General features: G+C 59.9%; 13 protein-coding genes. All 13 read right to left on the bottom strand.

Features of this window, described 5'->3' with window-relative positions; all coding sequences use genetic code 11:
• Positions 1-49: 49 nt before the first annotated feature.
• The 13 genes from DWZ22_RS08775 to DWZ22_RS08710 all read right to left on the bottom strand — a co-directional run bounded on the left by DWZ22_RS08775 (position 50) and on the right by DWZ22_RS08710 (position 16880).
• Entirely contained in the window at positions 50-718 is a 669-nt protein-coding gene (locus DWZ22_RS08775) for an SGNH/GDSL hydrolase family protein (RefSeq protein ID WP_233505077.1), read from the bottom strand.
• Positions 719-787: 69 nt separating this feature from the next.
• Positions 788-2953 (bottom strand): pectinesterase family protein, encoded by a 2166-nt coding sequence (locus DWZ22_RS10340; RefSeq protein ID WP_199583482.1) that lies wholly within the window; start codon positions 2951-2953, stop codon positions 788-790.
• A 134-nt stretch (positions 2954-3087) separates the two neighbouring features.
• Positions 3088-4683, bottom strand: coding sequence for a glycoside hydrolase family 28 protein (locus DWZ22_RS08760; RefSeq protein ID WP_117743192.1), 1596 nt, complete (start codon positions 4681-4683; stop codon positions 3088-3090).
• 117 nt (positions 4684-4800) lie between these two features.
• Positions 4801-6360: an MFS transporter gene (locus tag DWZ22_RS08755; RefSeq protein WP_158553136.1), complete on the bottom strand. Its 1560-nt coding sequence runs from the start codon at positions 6358-6360 to the stop codon at positions 4801-4803.
• Between the two features lie 411 nt (positions 6361-6771).
• On the bottom strand, positions 6772-8256 hold the full coding sequence (locus tag DWZ22_RS08750; RefSeq protein WP_117743190.1) for a UxaA family hydrolase: 1485 nt from the start codon (positions 8254-8256) through the stop codon (positions 6772-6774).
• Positions 8257-8331: 75 nt separating this feature from the next.
• Positions 8332-9846 carry a tagaturonate reductase gene (locus DWZ22_RS08745; protein ID WP_118405931.1) on the bottom strand — a complete coding sequence of 505 codons (1515 nt, stop codon included), beginning with the start codon at positions 9844-9846 and terminating at the stop codon, positions 8332-8334.
• Between the two features lie 96 nt (positions 9847-9942).
• On the bottom strand, positions 9943-11370 hold the full coding sequence (gene uxaC, locus DWZ22_RS08740; RefSeq protein ID WP_118405930.1) for a glucuronate isomerase: 1428 nt from the start codon (positions 11368-11370) through the stop codon (positions 9943-9945).
• A gap of 460 nt (positions 11371-11830) precedes the next feature.
• Positions 11831-12910: a substrate-binding domain-containing protein gene (locus tag DWZ22_RS08735; RefSeq protein WP_117743187.1), complete on the bottom strand. Its 1080-nt coding sequence runs from the start codon at positions 12908-12910 to the stop codon at positions 11831-11833.
• A gap of 144 nt (positions 12911-13054) precedes the next feature.
• Positions 13055-13255, bottom strand: coding sequence for a hypothetical protein (locus DWZ22_RS08730; protein ID WP_117637971.1), 201 nt, complete (start codon positions 13253-13255; stop codon positions 13055-13057).
• Positions 13256-13460: 205 nt separating this feature from the next.
• Positions 13461-15791, bottom strand: coding sequence for a ferrous iron transporter B (locus DWZ22_RS08725; RefSeq protein WP_118405929.1), 2331 nt, complete (start codon positions 15789-15791; stop codon positions 13461-13463).
• A gap of 123 nt (positions 15792-15914) precedes the next feature.
• Positions 15915-16136 (bottom strand): FeoA family protein, encoded by a 222-nt coding sequence (locus DWZ22_RS08720; RefSeq protein WP_006234774.1) that lies wholly within the window; start codon positions 16134-16136, stop codon positions 15915-15917.
• Between the two features lie 39 nt (positions 16137-16175).
• Entirely contained in the window at positions 16176-16418 is a 243-nt protein-coding gene (locus tag DWZ22_RS08715; protein WP_233546481.1) for a FeoA family protein, read from the bottom strand.
• 213 nt (positions 16419-16631) lie between these two features.
• On the bottom strand, positions 16632-16880 hold the full coding sequence (locus tag DWZ22_RS08710; RefSeq protein WP_035136856.1) for an HPr family phosphocarrier protein: 249 nt from the start codon (positions 16878-16880) through the stop codon (positions 16632-16634).
• Positions 16881-16939: the final 59 nt, after the last annotated feature.

Raw genomic sequence — 16939 nt, 5'->3', positions numbered from 1 at the left:
GGAATATAGGGTGAACGTTAACCCTATATTCCCCGCAAACGGCAGACTTTTAGCGGCAAACGGCGGTGAGACCCGCGGCGATGCGATGCGCCAGGCGCTCATAGCCAGCCGGGCTGTAGTGCAGACCGTCCGGCATATAGAGCTCGCGGTGCTCCGGCAAAAACGGGCTGATACCGCTTTGCGCATACAGGTCAATCACCGGAACGGAGTAGCGGTCACAGACCTCGAGCATCGCTCGCACGTAGACGACCTGCGTCAGGCCCAAATGGTTCGCCTCATCGCTTGCCGGGATATCCTTCTCGTGCTTACCGCTCGTCTTGCACGGCGTCATAAACACGAGCTTTGCCCGAGGCGAGCGTGCCGTGATGGTTCGGATCAGGTAATCGAGCGCACCGTAGAACTCATGCACATCGGTACTGCCCAACTCGCCAAGCGGCACGTTGCGGCTAAAGTCGTTGACGCCGCCAAAGACAATGTAGATATCGGCCGCATCGTCGATACCGTCCAGGCGCTCGACAAACGAATCGGTACGGTCGGCCTTGATGGCGATACGCGAACCCTTGATGCCAAAGTTCTCGACGACCGCGCCTCCCAGCAGCGTGCCCAGATGCGAGGTCCACGAGATGTCGTTGCCTCCCCCACCGCAGCCGTTGTCGCCCCAGGTCGTTGAGTCGCCAAAGCAGCAAATGGTCGATTCACTCAAACTCTTCGTTTCCATAATCTTCTCCTCATCCGCCCATCGGCGGTCATACAGGAACGTACCGTTTCTTCGCAGCATGCCGAGGGGCTATGCACGGGCGCATTCCGCAACGTGCGAATCGAGCCATTCGATATCCTCGGCAAGATGTGCCACGCCCAGATGGTGTTCACCCGGACACACCTCGTGCCGCAGGCCATCTCTGCGACCCAGCAACTTGTAGGCATCGCGCACGATCTCGAGCTGCTCGTCAACATTTTTCAGCCCGCGCGAACCGTTCAGATGATCCTCTTCGCAGCTTTGCACCAGCAGCGGATGCGGCGCGATGAGCGAGGCAATATCGCCCATGTCGAGTAAGCGCCAAAGTCCGGGTGTGTGGTTGCAGCTGCAATTGCCATTGAGATGCAGCAGCGAATCGTCGACACCGTACAGATAGCCCGAGACAAACGCCTTGCGCACACGCGGGTCGAGTGCGGCCAGGTACAACGTCATGTAGCCGCCACCCGAAAAACCAAAGCAACCCAGGTCATCCATGGCAATGTCGCCGCGCGCCTCCAAGTAATCGATCAAGCGCATGTTGTCCCAGACGTTGAGGCCCGCGACCGTAAGACCCAGTGGCTCGGCCATACGTGCCTGATTCAGGCACGTACCGCGCAGGTAGCTGTTCTCGTCATCGCCCTGACCCTTCCAGTCACGACGGTATCCCCAGCCGCGCGCGTCGGGGCAGACGGTCACGTAACCCATGCGTGCCAAACGCAGACCGTAGTCGTAATTGAACTTACGCACGGCATCATCGACCGCCGGCACGCCCGTCACGCCCGCAACACTTGCGGCGCCTGCTCCCTGATGGCCATGCGGGCAGATATAGCAACACTTGCGGCCGCGCGCATCGAGCTTAGGCGACTGCGGCTCGAGCAGGTAGAACGGCATCCAAACGTCGCGCTCCACCTGCAGCATCGCATGGGTGCGCACGATACCGCCGGCAATCTGCACCCGATCGAGTTCGCGCGCCTCAATCGACACGCGATCCATAATCGATAGGCCCAACAGGTCAAACAGCCGAACCCTCGTCGCAATCTGCCATGCCTCAAAGTCTTCGGGCGTCGTGCCCTTAAATGCGGCGGAGCGGCCCTCACGCTTAAGGCGCTCACGAAATGCCAGTTCGTCTTCGTAATAGGTGTCGATATGCACCGTGCGACCGTTATCGGAAAGACTGTCGGTCTCCGCAGCGTCGCCCGGGCCACCTTCGGGGTCCCAGCCGTCCGCACCGGAAAGCACCTGTTCGCGGGCGTATCGGGTAGTGGCTGTCGCATCGAGCTCGTGCGCCCATGGCGCCCAGTTTTCGGCATCATTCGCCGGGCCATGTAGGCTTGCACCAGCGTAGTGCGCCCTCTCGTGCGCCGCTGGCTTAGCCCAATCCCACCAACCTTCGCGCTTGATGTGTTGCCCCAGCCAGCAATCGATCAGCACGGTTTGCGCCCATTCGCGCCAAGGACGGCCCAGGTAGACCGAATCCGGTGCCACGTCATCCGGAGCTGTAAACGAACAGCCGTGGAACACGAAGCCGTACGGCTCTCCCTCGGGCGTCGATGCCGCCGTCACGTAACCGTTCACGTCCATATCGCGGTTGAGCGAGCGAATCTCGCACCCCTCAAAGTAGGCACGCGCGCCGCCAAAGATAAAGTCGACATCGCCCTCAATCCGACAGCGTCGGAAATACTGACGGCCCACCCGGCGCGGCGCATACTGTTTGGGTCCTATAAACCCGCCCGGTTTGGCCTCATGCGGCGGCAGCGGACCCAAAAACAGCGTGTCTTGGCGCCCCGTAATGCAACAGGCGTCGACCACCAAACGGTCGCCGTCGGCGTACAGGGCAATCGCCTGCCCCGCCTCGCGACCGTCGCCGGCATCGTTGACGATTGTGAGGTTCTCGAGCCGCACGTCGTCGGCATCGACCAAAACGGTATAGGTCCTAAAGGTGCCGAGCGTGCCGTCGACGCCCGAGCCGTCCTCCGAAGGCATCTTGGCACATAGACTGCCAACGATACGCACGCTGTCGGCCGTCTCTCCCTCAATCGTCACATGCGGCCGACGAATCTCGACCCGCTCGCAATACTCGCCCGGATCGACATGAATCGTCACCGGCCGCTCAGTATCCGAATAGAGCTGATCGGCTGCCTCCAAGGCTTCGGAGATACTGCGGTATGCCCCCTCACGCTCGGTCGATACTTCAAAAACTTGTTCTTCAATCATCATCAGTCGCCACACCCTTTCGTCGCGGATCGCCTATGCTGCAGTTCCGGCATATAAAGAACGCGTGCGATGGGTCGGGAAGGCCCCGTCCATCGCACGTCACAACATGCCGAATTCGATTGTTTAAGAGCAGACGCTTACGCGCGCACAACCTTGTCGACGTTTTGGAGTTGCAGTTCCTCGCCGTCCTGGCCCTCGATGCTCACATTTTGCAGGTCGAGCACCTTGACGTTTTGCGCGATGATGCCCTGGCGCACCATCGGCTCCACGCCACAGGCCATGGCCGGGACAAAGGGCTCGGCATCCTCCGCGAAGGTCACATGGACATCCTGGAACGTCAGGCGCGTCACTTTGCTCTCGGGCAGGCCCGTGATGTAGGCCGCGGCGGCATGGCAGTTGGTGGCCTCGATATCGCGGAACGTCGTGGCACCAAAGCCGGGCGTGCGGTCGTCGACGGGCAGCGCCTCGCGGTTCTGGACATAATCGGTCTTGCCGTCCTTGTCGCAGAAGTAGAACGAGTTGACCACGAAAGGCGTGAGCACCTCGTCCATGCGAATGTGCTCGAAGGTGATGCCCTCGTTGACGGCGTCCTTGCCGCGACCGCGACGGGTCTTGACGCGCAGGCCGCGGTCGGTGCGCTCGAACAGGCACTTGCTCACGGTGAGGTCCTTGATGCCGCCGGCCGCCTCGGAACCCAAGACCACGGCGCCGTGGCCATCATGCATGTAGCAGTGCGAGATCAGTACGTCGTGCGTTGCGGGGCGAAGCTCGGACTCAATGCCCAACTTGCCGCTCTTGATGGCGATGCAGTCGTCGCCCACCGAGAACTGGCAGCCCAGGATGCGGACAAAGCCGCAGCTCTCGGGGTCGAAGCCGTCGGTGTTGTGGGAGTTCTTGGGGCCCTCGATGGACAGGCAGAGCGCATCGACGTGCTCGCACAGGATGGGGTGGATGTTCCACGCCGGGCTGTTGCGGACGGTAAAGCCGGCCAGGCTCACGTTCTCGCACTCGGACAGGAAGATCATGCGCGGACGGGCGACTTCGCGGCCCTCCTCGGGACGGAAGATATTCTTAAAGTCCTTGTTCCACCAGTTGTCCTCGGCAAAATCGGTCTGACCGTCGATCGCGCCGCGACCATAGATGCACACGTCGTGCACGCTTAAGCCCGTAAAGGTGGAGCAATAGGTCGAGAAGCTCTCGCCCTCCCAGCGGCCCAACGGGGTCATGTCGGTACCGGCGTAACCGGCGCCCTCGTCGCCCTTGACCGTACCGGGGATGTAGGCAAGCGCCGCGCGGTCGTGGCGAGCCAGCAGCACGGCGCCCTCGGCAAGCTCGATGTTGATATTGCTCTTGAGGAAGAGCGACTTGATGCGGTAGTTGCCGGCGGGAATCAGCACGCGGCCACCCTTGGGGCAGGCCATGATGGCAGCCTGGATGTTGGTGGTGTCGTCGTGCTCAGCATCGCCCTTGGCGCCGCAGTCGCGAACGTTAATGGTAAAAGGCTCCGCCGGCGTGGTGACGCCCACACTCAGCTCGCGCTCGCCGCAAACAAAGCGGACCAAGTTGCGCTTGCCGGGAACCAGGCCGTCGACATAGGTCTCGACCGCGTTCGTGGTGCCAGCGGGCTCGTCATTGACAAAGATCTCCCACGTATCGGCGCAGGTAAAGTAGCCGCCGTCGTCGAGCTCGATCACGGCTGCGCGGGCGTTGCGCCAGATAACGTTCGTCTCCATGGGTTTCTCCCTCAAAAAGATTCTCTAAAAGTTAATTGTACGCTGTTGTAAAAAAGGGCCGTACCTGCCGGCGGATATCCGGTGGCACGGCCCTGTGATGTGGACGATGCGCTTGCCTTACTCGGCGGGCGTCACGCTGCCGTCCTGGAAGCCAACGTTATTGTGAGCGAAGCAGTCCTCATACTTGAAGCCGGAGAGCTCCTCGCAGAGCGCCTTGACCTCGGGCTGGACGTCGGCCATCTTGCCGCCCTCCTTGACGCGCTTGATCTCGTCGCAGAGGATGTCGCACTGCTCCTTGTCGATCTTGATGCCGCGGGCAAGGACAGCCGCGAGCAGGAAGAAGCCGGCGCAGCCGATGAGCATGTAGCCGCAGATGTACAGAGGCACGGTAGCGGGCTGGGTCACAGCGTCGCTGTTGCCGGCGGTCTGAATGAAGCCGGAGGCAGCGAGGACGATAGCCCATGCGTTGACGGCGACAGCCTGGGCGATCTGCTGGCAGAGCTGCTGAGCGGAGCTGTAGATTCCCTCGCGACGACGCAGAGTGATGAGCTCATCGACATCGGGGATGTAGTTGAGCAGAACATCGGGCAGATACTGGAAGCCAACGTAGAAGAACTTCCAGATGGCGAAGATGATGGGGTAGGCGATCATGGCGATGGCGACCGTGGAGGTGCCGTTAATCTGACCAAAGGCGAAGTAGTTGTAGGCGATGATGCACGCAGCGCAACCGACGTTGGCCAGGTACCAAGACTTGTGGAAGCCCCTCTTGGCCATGAGGGCAACCCAGATGGCGGTGCAGACGATAGCGACGACCTTGCCGGGCATCTCCATCACGGACTCATAGGACTTAGGAATCTGCAGGCAGTAGACGATGAAGAAGGACAGGCACGCAGACCAGCAGGCAGCAGCGAGCTTCGTGGAGACCTGTGCATACAGGACCTTGCGGAAGGACTTATTGCGGAAGGTAGAGACAACGTCGATGAAGAACTTCTTGATACCCTCGCCGACGCTCTCGATCTTCTCCTGAGCCACCTCCTCGGGGGTGTGCTCCCACGTGGACAGGTACACGCACAGCAGCGAGATTGCCATGACCGAAGCGTTGACCGTAGCGATGATGAAGTAGCTGAACGGGTTAGTCTCGCCGAAGGTGCCAAAGCCAAAGCCGACGAGTGCTGCCATCAGGAAGCCGGCGGCGTTACCAAAGAGGTGCTTGTAGCCGGTGAGGTACGTACGCTCCTTGAAGTCGTCGGTCATCTCGATGGTAAGCGGCGACAGGTTGGCGGTGCAGAACGTATACGCGACGTTGTAGATCAGGTACAGCACAAAGTAGTACGGGAAACCAAACGGCGTAGCCACAAAGATGAGCGGCTCGGCGACCATCATCGGGATTGCCAGCAAGATCCAGAAACGGCGGCGGCCAAAGATACGGCCGATCTTGGTAGCGTAAAAGTTATCGGCCACAAAGCCCATGAGCGGGCACAGAATGGCGTTGAGATAGATGGCGAACGAGCTGATCAACGCAGCCTCGCCTGCGGACAGACCGCACTCCGTGGACAGGAACAGCACCATGTAGCTGTGCGTAAAGGTCAGGGCACCAGAGTTGAGCATGCCGCCCATACCAAAGCCCAAGCGCGTCCAGAATGTGATCTTGCGCTTTTTACCGATCTTGTTAGTCATCGAGCTCCCTCTCTTTTCTCGATTGTCTTGGAACAAGACATTGGAGTCCATACCGACGTCTGTCTGCATGCCGTTCAGGGTGAACGTTTAGCTAGATTATGCGCGATTGCTTATAATAGGTGAACGTTCACTTGTATATTATCCTTGAACGGTCGTTTTTTGCCGTTGAACGGGCCTGAAAATGAAAAAATCCCTGCATTTTTGATTATCAAGTCGATTCAGCACCACGCAACAACTAGGTGAACGTTCATTGTTCTCTGGAGATGAGGGAGGTGCCGGGCACCCTTCCCCAAAAAAAGCCGTGCACGACAACGCAACGAGAAACGAAAAACGACCCCGCCGAGATTGTCCTCGGCGGGGTCGCCCAGTCTTTGCAGCAGCTTATTCAATCACGCGCTCAACGTGTCATCGCTACAGGCAGACGCCGTCCTTCCAGATGCTGATCTCGTGACAGCCGCGACGCTCGGCGCTGGTAAGCTTGCCGCTCGCCGTGTCCAGCACCAGCTGATACAGATCGCCGGCAGCCTCATCGAGCGTACGCTCGCCCGTAGCCACCACACCGGCGTTAAAGTCCATCCAGTTGGCCTTGTGGTCGCACAGGCGCTGGTTGGTGAACACCTTGAGCGTAGGCGCCGGCGCACCAAACGGCGTGCCGCGGCCGGTCGAGAACAGGATCACGTGGCAGCCGGCAGCCGTCAGGGCCGTGGTGGATACCATGTCGTTGCCCGGACCGCACAGCATGTTCAGACCATGCTTGGTAGCCTGACCGGCGTACGGCAGCACGTCGACGATGGGGGCAGATCCGCCCTTTTGCACGCAGCCGCAGCTCTTGTCCTCGAGCGTGGTGATGCCGCCATCCTTGTTGCCGGGGCTCGGGTTCTCATAGACGACCTCGCCGTGGCTAATGAAGTAGTCCTTGAAGCCGTTGAGCATGTCGGAGGCGGCGTCAAAGACGTCCTGGCTCTCGCAACGATCGAGCAGAATGCTCTCCGCGCCAAACATCTCGGGCACCTCGGTGAGCACCGACGTGCCACCGCGGGCTACGACCATATCGCTCACGCGACCGATCGTGGGGTTGGCGGTAATGCCCGAAAGACCGTCAGAGCCACCGCACTTAAGGCCAATGACCAGTTCGGAGGCGGGAATGGGCTCACGCTTGGCCCGCTTGGCCAGGTCGGCCAGCTCGGACAGGATCTTGTGGCCCTCGACCTGCTCGTCGGCTACATCCTGGCAGGTGAGGAAGCGAACGCGCTCGTGATCGAAGTCACCGAGCTCGTCGAGCACCTGCTGGTGCGTGCAGTTTTCACAACCGAGCGATAGGAACAGCACACCCGCAGCGTTTGCGTGACGCGAAAGCGCCACCAGCAGACGGCGTGTCTGGGCGTGGTCGGCGCCGGTCTGGGAACAGCCAAAGGGATGCGGGAAGTAGTAAACGCCCTCCAGCGAACCCTCGACCAGATCCTGAGCCTGCTCGCACATGGCGCGCGCGACCTCGTTGACGCAGCCGACCGTGGGGATAATCCACAGCTCGTTGCGCGTGGCGGCGCGACCGTCGGCGCGACGGAAGCCCATAAAGGTCTCGGGCTCAACCGGCTCAACAACCGGATGCGTCGGGTTGTAAGCGTACTCGACCTCGCCCGAAAGGTTGGTCTTGACGTTATGCGTATGAAGCCACTGACCGGGCTGGATGTCGCCCGTCACGTGGCCGATAGGAAGACCGTACTTGACGACGTCCTCCCCCGCCGCAATGGCACGCACGGCCATCTTGTGGCCCTGCGGAATATCCTCCGCGGCAACGACCTCGCCCACCCCGGGAACCGCGACGGCGGCGCCCTTGGCAAGCGGCGACAGCGCGACGATCACGTTATCGGCCGGATTGATCTGGATAGTGTTCATTACAAATGGTCCTAACCCTACAGGTTGAGCAGAAGTCGAGGCGCGGGCAAGCCGTCTGGCGCCTGCACCGGGAATTTACGCCTGAGCGTTGGCGAAGGCCTGCTTGGCGCCCTCGACACGCACGACGGTGAGCGCGTTGACGACAAACTCCTCGAGACCGGTGATCTGCGTAAGGCCCTCGCCCCACATTTGCTCATTGGTGAGCACGTCGTGCACCAGCTCGGCATCGTCTGCACCGGCGTGGGCGGCGTAGAAATCGAGCACGAAGGCATCGTCCTGAGCGGTGTACTCGGTGCCGTCGGCACGGCGCAGGTGCAGGCCATCGCCCTCGCGAGCAACGAGCTCCTGAGTATAGAAGGCAATGAGCGTAGCGAGGCTCGTCGCCAGGCACTTGGGCAGGTTGCCGGTCTCGGCAACATAGTCCTTGAGCGTGGGCAGGTCGCGAGCACGCCATTTGGCGGTGGAGTTGAGGCAAATGGAGAGCAGCGCGTGGTCGATAAACGGGTTGTCGAAGCGGTTCTCGACGGCGGCAGCAAAGGCCTTGCAGTCCTCGACGTCCAGGTCGGCGGCAAGCGTCGGGATGACCTCGTCGTAGAGCATGGTGTTCATGAAGCCGCGAACAGTCTCGTCATGCATGCAGTCGCGCACGATATCAAAGCCGGCAACCCAAGAGCCCGGAACAAAGGCGGTATGGGCACCGTTGAGGATGCGGACTTTGCGCTTCTTGTACGGCGTGACATCGGGGGTAACAAAGACGCCCGGCAGGCCGGCCTTTACGAAGGGAAGCTTCTCGGCAAGCGACTCGTCGCCCTGGATACCCCACATCTGGAAGGGCTCGCGCACGGCCAGGAAGGGATCCTCGTAGCCCAGGCGCTCGGCCACGGCAGCGGCCTCCTTGGGGTCCCGGATGCGGCCGGGGACGATAGTGTCGACGAGCGTGGTGCAGACGGTGCAGTCGTTGGCCATCCACTGCGCAAACTCGTCCTCCCAGCCCCAGTCGCTCACGTACTGGTTCATGATGCGCAGCAGCTCCTCACCGTTGTGATCGATGAGCTCGCAGGCGAGCACGATAACGCCCGGCTTGCCGGCGGCCCAGCGGGCGTGAAGGACCTGGGCAAGCTTGGCAGGGAAGCTCGCGGGCGGCATGTCGTCGGCCTTGCAGGACGGGTCGTAGGCGATACCGGCCTCGGTGGTGTTGGAGACGATGATCTCCAGGCTGTCGGAGACGGCGACCTCCATCATGGCGCGATAGTCGTCCTCGCGATACGGGTTGAGGCAGCGGCTGCAGGCGCTGATCACGCGGGACTCGTCAACCGTATTGCCGTTCTCCTTGCCGCGCACCAGCACGGTGTACAGGTCGTCCTGAGCATTGATGCCATCGGCAAAGCCAAAGGCGCCGCTGATGGGCTGCACCATGACAACCTTGCCGTTCCAGCCGGTGGCCTCGTTGCCCATGTCAAAGAAACGGTCGACGAAGGCGCGCAGGAAATTGCCCTCGCCAAACTGTAGAACCTTCTCGGGAGCGTCCTTGGGCAGCAGATAGCCCTTGTAACCGATCTTCTCGAGCGCATCGTAGCTGATGTTCTCCATCTGTGTCTCTCCTTAGATAGCTGTTAGCGTGCAGGCAAAACGGGGGCGCCGTGTGTGGCAACGGCGCTCCCGTGTTCGATGTGATTCGATGCAGGCTTATGCCTCGACGGTATCCAGATCAAAGCCAAAGTAGCGGACCGCATTGTTGTAGCTGATGTCGCGCACGATGGTGCCCAGCAGCTCCATGTCGGCCGGATGCTTGCCCTGCTCAACCCACTCGCCGATCACGCTGCACAGCACGCGACGGAAGTACTCGTGACGCGGGTAGGACAGGAAGGAGCGGGAGTCGGTAAGCATGCCCACAAAGTTGCCCAGCACGCCCTCGTTTGCCAGGGCCGTGAGCTGCTCGCGCATACCGACCTCGTTGTCGTTGAACCACCAGGCAGAACCGTTCTGGATCTTACCGGCGGTCGGAGCCTCCTGGAAGCAGCCCATCACGGTATCGATCATGGTGTTATCGATGGGGTTCAGGCTGTACAAGATGGTCTTGGGCAAGCCGCAGGTCTCCTGAATGGAGTTGAGGAAATCGGCAAGCTGGTCGGACGGCGTGTAGTTGGAGATGCAATCGTAGCCGGTATCGGGGCCGAGCTTGGCAAACATGGCGCGGTTGTTGTCGCGCTTGCAGCCAAAGTGCAGCTGCATGGCCCAGCCCAGACGGACATACTCGCCGGCAACGAACTGCATAAAGGCAGTCTTGTACTTGAGGATCTCTTCCTCGGTAAGCGGCTCAGCAGCCAGACCCTTGGCAAAGATGGCCTCGATCTCATCGGCGGTAGCCGGGACGTACATAACGTAATCGAGTGCGTGGTCGGAGGCGCGGCAGCCCAGCTCGTGAGCAACGTCGTAGCGCTTGGAGATGGCAGACTTCATGCCCTCGAAGTCGCTGACCTCAACGCCGGCAACCTCGGAGAGGTGCTTGCAGTAGTCGGCAAACTCCTGACCGCGCTCGATACGCAGAGCGGCGTCGGGACGCATGGCGGGAACGACCTGAACGTCAAAACTGTCATCGGCAGCAATCTTCTTGTGCCACTCAAAGCTGTCGGCGGGGTCGTCGGTAGTGCAGATCATGCGGACGTTGGACTGCTTGATTAGGTTGCGGCAGGTAAAGCTGGCCTCGGCGAGCTTGGCGTTGGCAAGGTCCCAGACCTCCTGGGCGGTCTTGCCGTTGAGGACGCCCTCGTAGCCAAAGTAGCGCTTAAGCTCCAGGTGGCTCCACTCAAAGACGGGGTTGCCAACGCAGCGACCCAGGGTCTCGGCCCACTTTTGGAACTTCTCGCGAGCAGGGGCATCGCCAGTGATAAAACGCTCGTCGACGCCGTTGGCGCGCATCAGGCGCCACTTGTAGTGGTCGCCGCCCAGCCAAACCTCGGTGATGTTCTCGAAACGCTTGTCCTCCCAAATCTCCTTGGGGGAAATGTGGCAGTGGTAGTCGACGATGGGCATGCCCTTGGCAAAGTTGTGGAACAGCTCCTCGCCGGTCTTGGTGCTCAGCAGGAAATCCTGATCGTCCATAAAGTTTTTCATCAAACAGCCCCTTTGCTGGCAAGGCGGGCGCATGGCGCGCTCGTTATCCTTTAGGTGAACGTTCACTATACTAATCCATTGCAACTCAAAAGGTGAACGTTCACCTAACCACCATGGGGTGAACGGTAGGTTTTGCCCGTTCAACGGTTGCCGGAGCTGTGACTTGCATGTATTGCGGACCGGTTGGCGTCCCCGAACACCGAACTTGAGCGCTTTTGCTCAGGTGGGTCATGTTCCGACGTGCATTTTTGGGAGTATTCAGCATCGAAGCGCGCCGCGCGCCGTCCTCGGCGCCCCGTTTGGTGCGCATATTGCGTCCGATCGGCATAAAAAGTGCCGCCGACGGCGAAATACGCCACCGGCGGCACTTAAAACAGTCGTTCTGCGCCTCATTCAGGGCATGCCAATGCTGAATACTCCCAAAAATGCACGTCGCAAGAGGGGGTACCTGCCCGATCGACTAAATTCCCGCAAGTTCGCAGTAGCGATCGACATTGCTGGCAAATACCATCTCGACGGCGCCCTTCTGGACGGGCACCGTCGGGGTCCTTCCCCACAGCAGATAATCGCCCAGCGTCTTAGCGCCGCGATACGCCAGGCTCGTCGGGTCCTTATAGACAATATTGGTAAAGATACCGCGGCGCAAGGCCAGGGCGCTTTCGGGAAACAGGTCGTTGCCGATCACCATAACCTGACCGGCCTTGCCGCTCGAGACAAGCGCATCGGCAACCACTTCGGAACCAACGGCAAAAACGCTACAAATGAGCTCAGGGGCGTCCGGCGCACTCAAGCGCTTTTCGAGCTCATGCTTGAGCTGTTTGACTTGCGCATGGGCACCGGCAAGGTCCTCGACCTGCCATGGAATATCTCGTTCGCGCAGGTAATTGTGGAAGGCACGGGCGGTTAGATAGTGTGAATCGGTATAGGGGTCGCCCGCTAGCAGGAGCACGCGGGCATCGACACCAGCGGCGTGAACCAAGTTGACCGCCTGCTCGGCCATCAGGCTGCCCGCCGTTGAATAATCAGCCAGACTGGCGCCCAGACGGTCGAGGTGCGGACGGTCGCCGTCGACGAGCTCGATCGTCACGCCCGCCTCGGCAATCTGCCCCAAAAGCTCAGTTGCACGATCGTCGCCCGGCGCATAGGCGAGCAAGCCATCGATCTTCTCGCCCACCTGCAAACGCTCGTCGATTTGCTCGAGCGCATCAGCGTAGCCGCCCACGCCAAATTCAACACGCTCAACCGTAATGCCCTGGTCGATGACCTCCTGTTCAAAGCGATTGCAGCCTTCCCACAGGTAACGGAAAAAGTACGCTCCCTCGCGCGATGCGCGGGGCAGGCAAAACACCAGATTGATGTCCTTGCGGCGCAGGCTTGAGGCACTTGTGTTGCGGTGATAGCCCATGGCCTCGGCCTTGGCGTTCACCTTGGCGCGCACGGATTCGCTCACGCCGGCCTTTCCCGTCAGGGCCTTGTGCACGGTATTGATGGAAACGCCAAGCTCGGCGGCTATGTCCTTCATGGTTACGCGAGCGCTCATGGGGATACTCCGTTATAGATAAGTTGCCAATTAACAGTACAGGTAACGATACCCCAAAAATACTCTTCAACTCGCCGCGCTCGCGCCCAAATGCGCAAAGCGCCCCGCGAACGGATGCTCGCGAGGCGCTTGGATGTCTAGACCTTATTTGATACCGCGGCCCAAGTCTTCGGCAATTTTGTCTACGCCCTTAAGTGCGGCGCAGGTCTTTTTGTTGGAGCAATGTCCCGTGCAAACGCCACCTTGAGCGCAGTCGGCGCAGGTGCCCTTGCGATAAATGCGCACGCACACGGCGACAAACGCAATGGCGATAACGGCCAGCACAACAATATCGATAGGTGCCATAGAAAGCCTCCTCTAGTTAACCACCACTTACTTTACCCCATTCTCCACCTGCCAAAAAGGGACAGGTTTATTTTGGTCGGTTTTATCTGCGGAAACGTCACATCTTAACTTCTGGAGCAAAGCAATCTGTCCCCCATTGCACCAAAAAGCCCGAGTGTCGCTGGGACACCCGGGCTCGTGAAAAGGGGCTAATCCTTATTCGGACTTAGGCGGAAACCGTGGCAGAAGCGGTGTTGGTCTCGTCCTCGTCGGTCCATGCATGCTTGGGCATGGGACGGAAGATCTGGAAGAGCATCGCAGCCAGCAGCACGATGGCCACAACCGTCCAGATACCAAACTGCCCAAGAACAAGCAGGTTATAGAACTGGTTGATGAACAGGCCGATGACCCAAGCAAAGGCACACTCGTAGCCGATGGCAATCGCGGTCCACTTACCGGAGTTCATCTGGTTACGGATGGTGCCGATAGCGGCAAAGCACGGAGCGCACAGCAGGTTGAAGGCACCAAAGGCGACGCAAGCGCCCATGGTCGGGAACATAGCCGCAAACGCGGTCCACAGGCTCGGGTCGGTCTCGCCGGCGTCGGCAACGGACAGCAGCGAGCCGGCGGTGGCGACAACGTTCTCCTTGGCGACGAGGCCAGAGACGGTCAGTGCGGTGGCCTGCCAGGTGCTAAAGCCGAGCGGGGCGAAGATCCAAGCGACCAGGTTGCCGAACATGGCAAGCACGGAGTAATCCATGAACTCCTCGGGGATGCCCTCCATGGAAGGCAGGTAGCCAAAGGCGCCGTTGTAGCTACCAAAGTTGGAGAGGAACCAAACGACGACGGTGGACGCAAAGATGACCGTGCCGGCCTTCTTGATAAAGGCGAAGCAGCGCTCCCACACGTGCAGCGCCCAAGAGCGGATCGCCGGGAAGTGGTAGGCAGGAAGCTCCATAACAAACGGCGTCGGGCGGGCGGCGAAGAGCTTGGTCTTCTTGAGCATGAGGCCCGAGGCAATGACGGCAAAGACGCCCAGGAAGTAGAAGAGCGGGCTGATCCACGCAGCGGTGGTAGAAGAGTCGCCAATGATGGAACCCATAAGCAGGGCGATGATCGGCAGCTTGGCGCCGCAAGGGATGAACGTGGTGGTCATGACCGTCATGCGGCGGTCCTTCTCGTTCTCGATGGTCTTGGTAGCCATGACGCCGGGGACGCCGCAGCCCGAGGACACGAGCATGGGGATAAAGGACTTACCGGACAGGCCAAAGCGGCGGAACACGCGGTCCATGATGAAGGCGACGCGGGCCATATAGCCGCAATCCTCCAGGAAGGACAACATCACAAAGAGCAGGAACATCTGCGGCACGAAGCCGAAGATGGCGCCCAGGCCGCCGACGATACCGTCGCAGACCAGCGAATCGACCAGGCCACCGTCCTCGGTGCCGCCCGCCACGAGGGCATCGTGCACCATGGTGGTAATACCCGGAACATACGGGCCGTACTGTGCCGGGTCGATCGAATCGGCAGCGTCCTCGCCCACGGCCTCGACGGCCGCATCGTAGGCGTCGCGGCCCTGACCGAGCACGTACCAACCGTCGGTGCCAAAGAGCTGGTCGTTGGTGAAGTCGGTCACCGTACCGCCCAGGGTGGAAACGGCGATGTAGTACACGCAGAACATAATGACTACGAAGATCGGCAGGCCCAGAATGCGGTTGGTAACCACACGGTCGATCTTCTCGGAAGTGCTCATCTTGGCCGGAGCCTTGGTGAGGCACTCATCGACGATGTGCGCGATCACACCATAGCGCTCACCGGTGATGATGGACTCGGCATCGTCATCGCAATCCTGCTCGCACTGGGCGACCAGCTGCTCCACACGAGCCGCCTTCTCCTTGGTGAGGTTGATGAGTTTGCAGGCATCCGTATCGCGCTCGAACAGCTTGACGGCGTAGTAGCGACGCTTGCTGGCGGAAACGCTCGCAGGCAGGTTATTCTCGATGTGGTCCAGAACGTCCTCGATGGAGGAATCGAACTTGTGCTCCGACACCTGGCCCTTGGAAGCAGCGGACTTCTTGACCTGCTCGAACAGCTCGTTGATACCCTTGTTCTTAAGGGCCGAGATCATCATGACCGGGCAGCCGAGCTTCTTGGAAAGCTTGTCCGTGTCGATCTTGTCGCCGTTTTTCTCCACGAGGTCGGCCATGTTGAGGGCCACGACCACGGGCAGGCCGGTCTCGATGACCTGAAGTGCCAGGTACAGATTGCGCTCAAGGTTGGTCGCGTCGACAACCTGGACGACCACATCAGGCTCGCCGCTCATGAGGTAATCGCGCGAGCACTGCTCCTCGGGGCTGTAGGGGGAAAGCGAGTAGATGCCGGGGAGGTCCGTAATCGTGACGTTCTTGTCGCTTAGGAGCTTGGCTTCCTTTTTCTCAACCGTGACACCGGGCCAGTTGCCAACGTAGCCGTTGGCGCCGGTGATCAGGTTGAAAAGCGTGGTCTTGCCGCAGTTGGGGTTACCCGCCAGCGCGACATGGATCTGAGAATCCGCCATTCAATCCTTCTTCCTTGTGTGCCCGCGCTGTCATCTCCGCGCAGGTTGGATAATGTGCTTCAAAGATGCTGCATTAAGTTAGAAAAACCTAACTTAATATGCAGAAATACACGCCGCGAGCCCTTACTGAACCTCGACGACGGCCGCTTCCTCCTTGCGGATGGAAAGCTCGTAGCCGCGCACGTTGATCTCGACCGGATCACCAAGCGGCGCAACCTTTACGACCTTGAACGAAGTGCCCTTGATGAGCCCCAGGTCCATAAGGTGGCGGCGCAGCGCGCCCTCACCGTGAAGCTTGACGATGGTAGAGCTCTCGCCTACCTTAACGTCACCCAACGTCTTCATCCTCTTGTCCCCCTTTCGGTTTTAATGAAATGCTGCGGACTAACCGACGGTCATGATGTACATGGCAACCTTGGAATCGATGCCAAAACGTGCGCCCAGCACGGTGACGATGATATTGGCACCACTCGAGCTCACCACGTGAATCTCGCTGCCCTCGACAAAGCCAAGGTCCTTGAGGTGGTGCTTCATGTCCTCATTGCCCTTTACCCGAGACACGCGCACGGTTTCGCCCGCCTTTACCATCGAAAGCGGCATGGCCGGCATCTGCGGTCCGCAAGACATGAGTGAGCTCCTAACGTCGGTTCGTCCTCAACATCGACGCGGTAAAAGTTAACCACGTCTATGTTCGCTTTAGTAAACTAACATGTGCTTAACTTTTTTGAAAGGGTCTCTATTCAGTTTTCGAAAAAGTTTCCCATACGAAACATAAGAGACACCGCAAAGAGCGCCTCCTAGAGATGTGACAAAGGGACTGTCCGCAGTCCCTTGTTGCGTTTAGAGCGAGAGGTTTCTGATCGACGTGACGCACGAGGCCTCGTCTACGCCCGAAACGCGAAAGACGATGTCCTCGCCACATTCGCCGTAAAGCGCCATGAGGCCCATCACGTCACGGCCATCGGTATGGCGGTCGCCGATGCTGACCGACACGTCGCTACGATGCTTGGCGATAATGTCGTAGAGTAGCGCGACCGGGCGGGCATGCAGTCCCAACGGATCTTTAATCGTCTTTGTAAACTCGACCATGTCCCCTCCCGCGGTATCGCTCATTCGGCTGGCAAACCCAGACACGTGGTAGTTATTGT

This window comes from Collinsella sp. AF31-11, from assembly GCF_003475605.1.
Lineage (GTDB): Bacteria > Actinomycetota > Coriobacteriia > Coriobacteriales > Coriobacteriaceae > Collinsella.
Note: the sequence above shows the minus strand (reverse complement) of the source record. Positions and strands in the feature narration are given on the sequence as shown.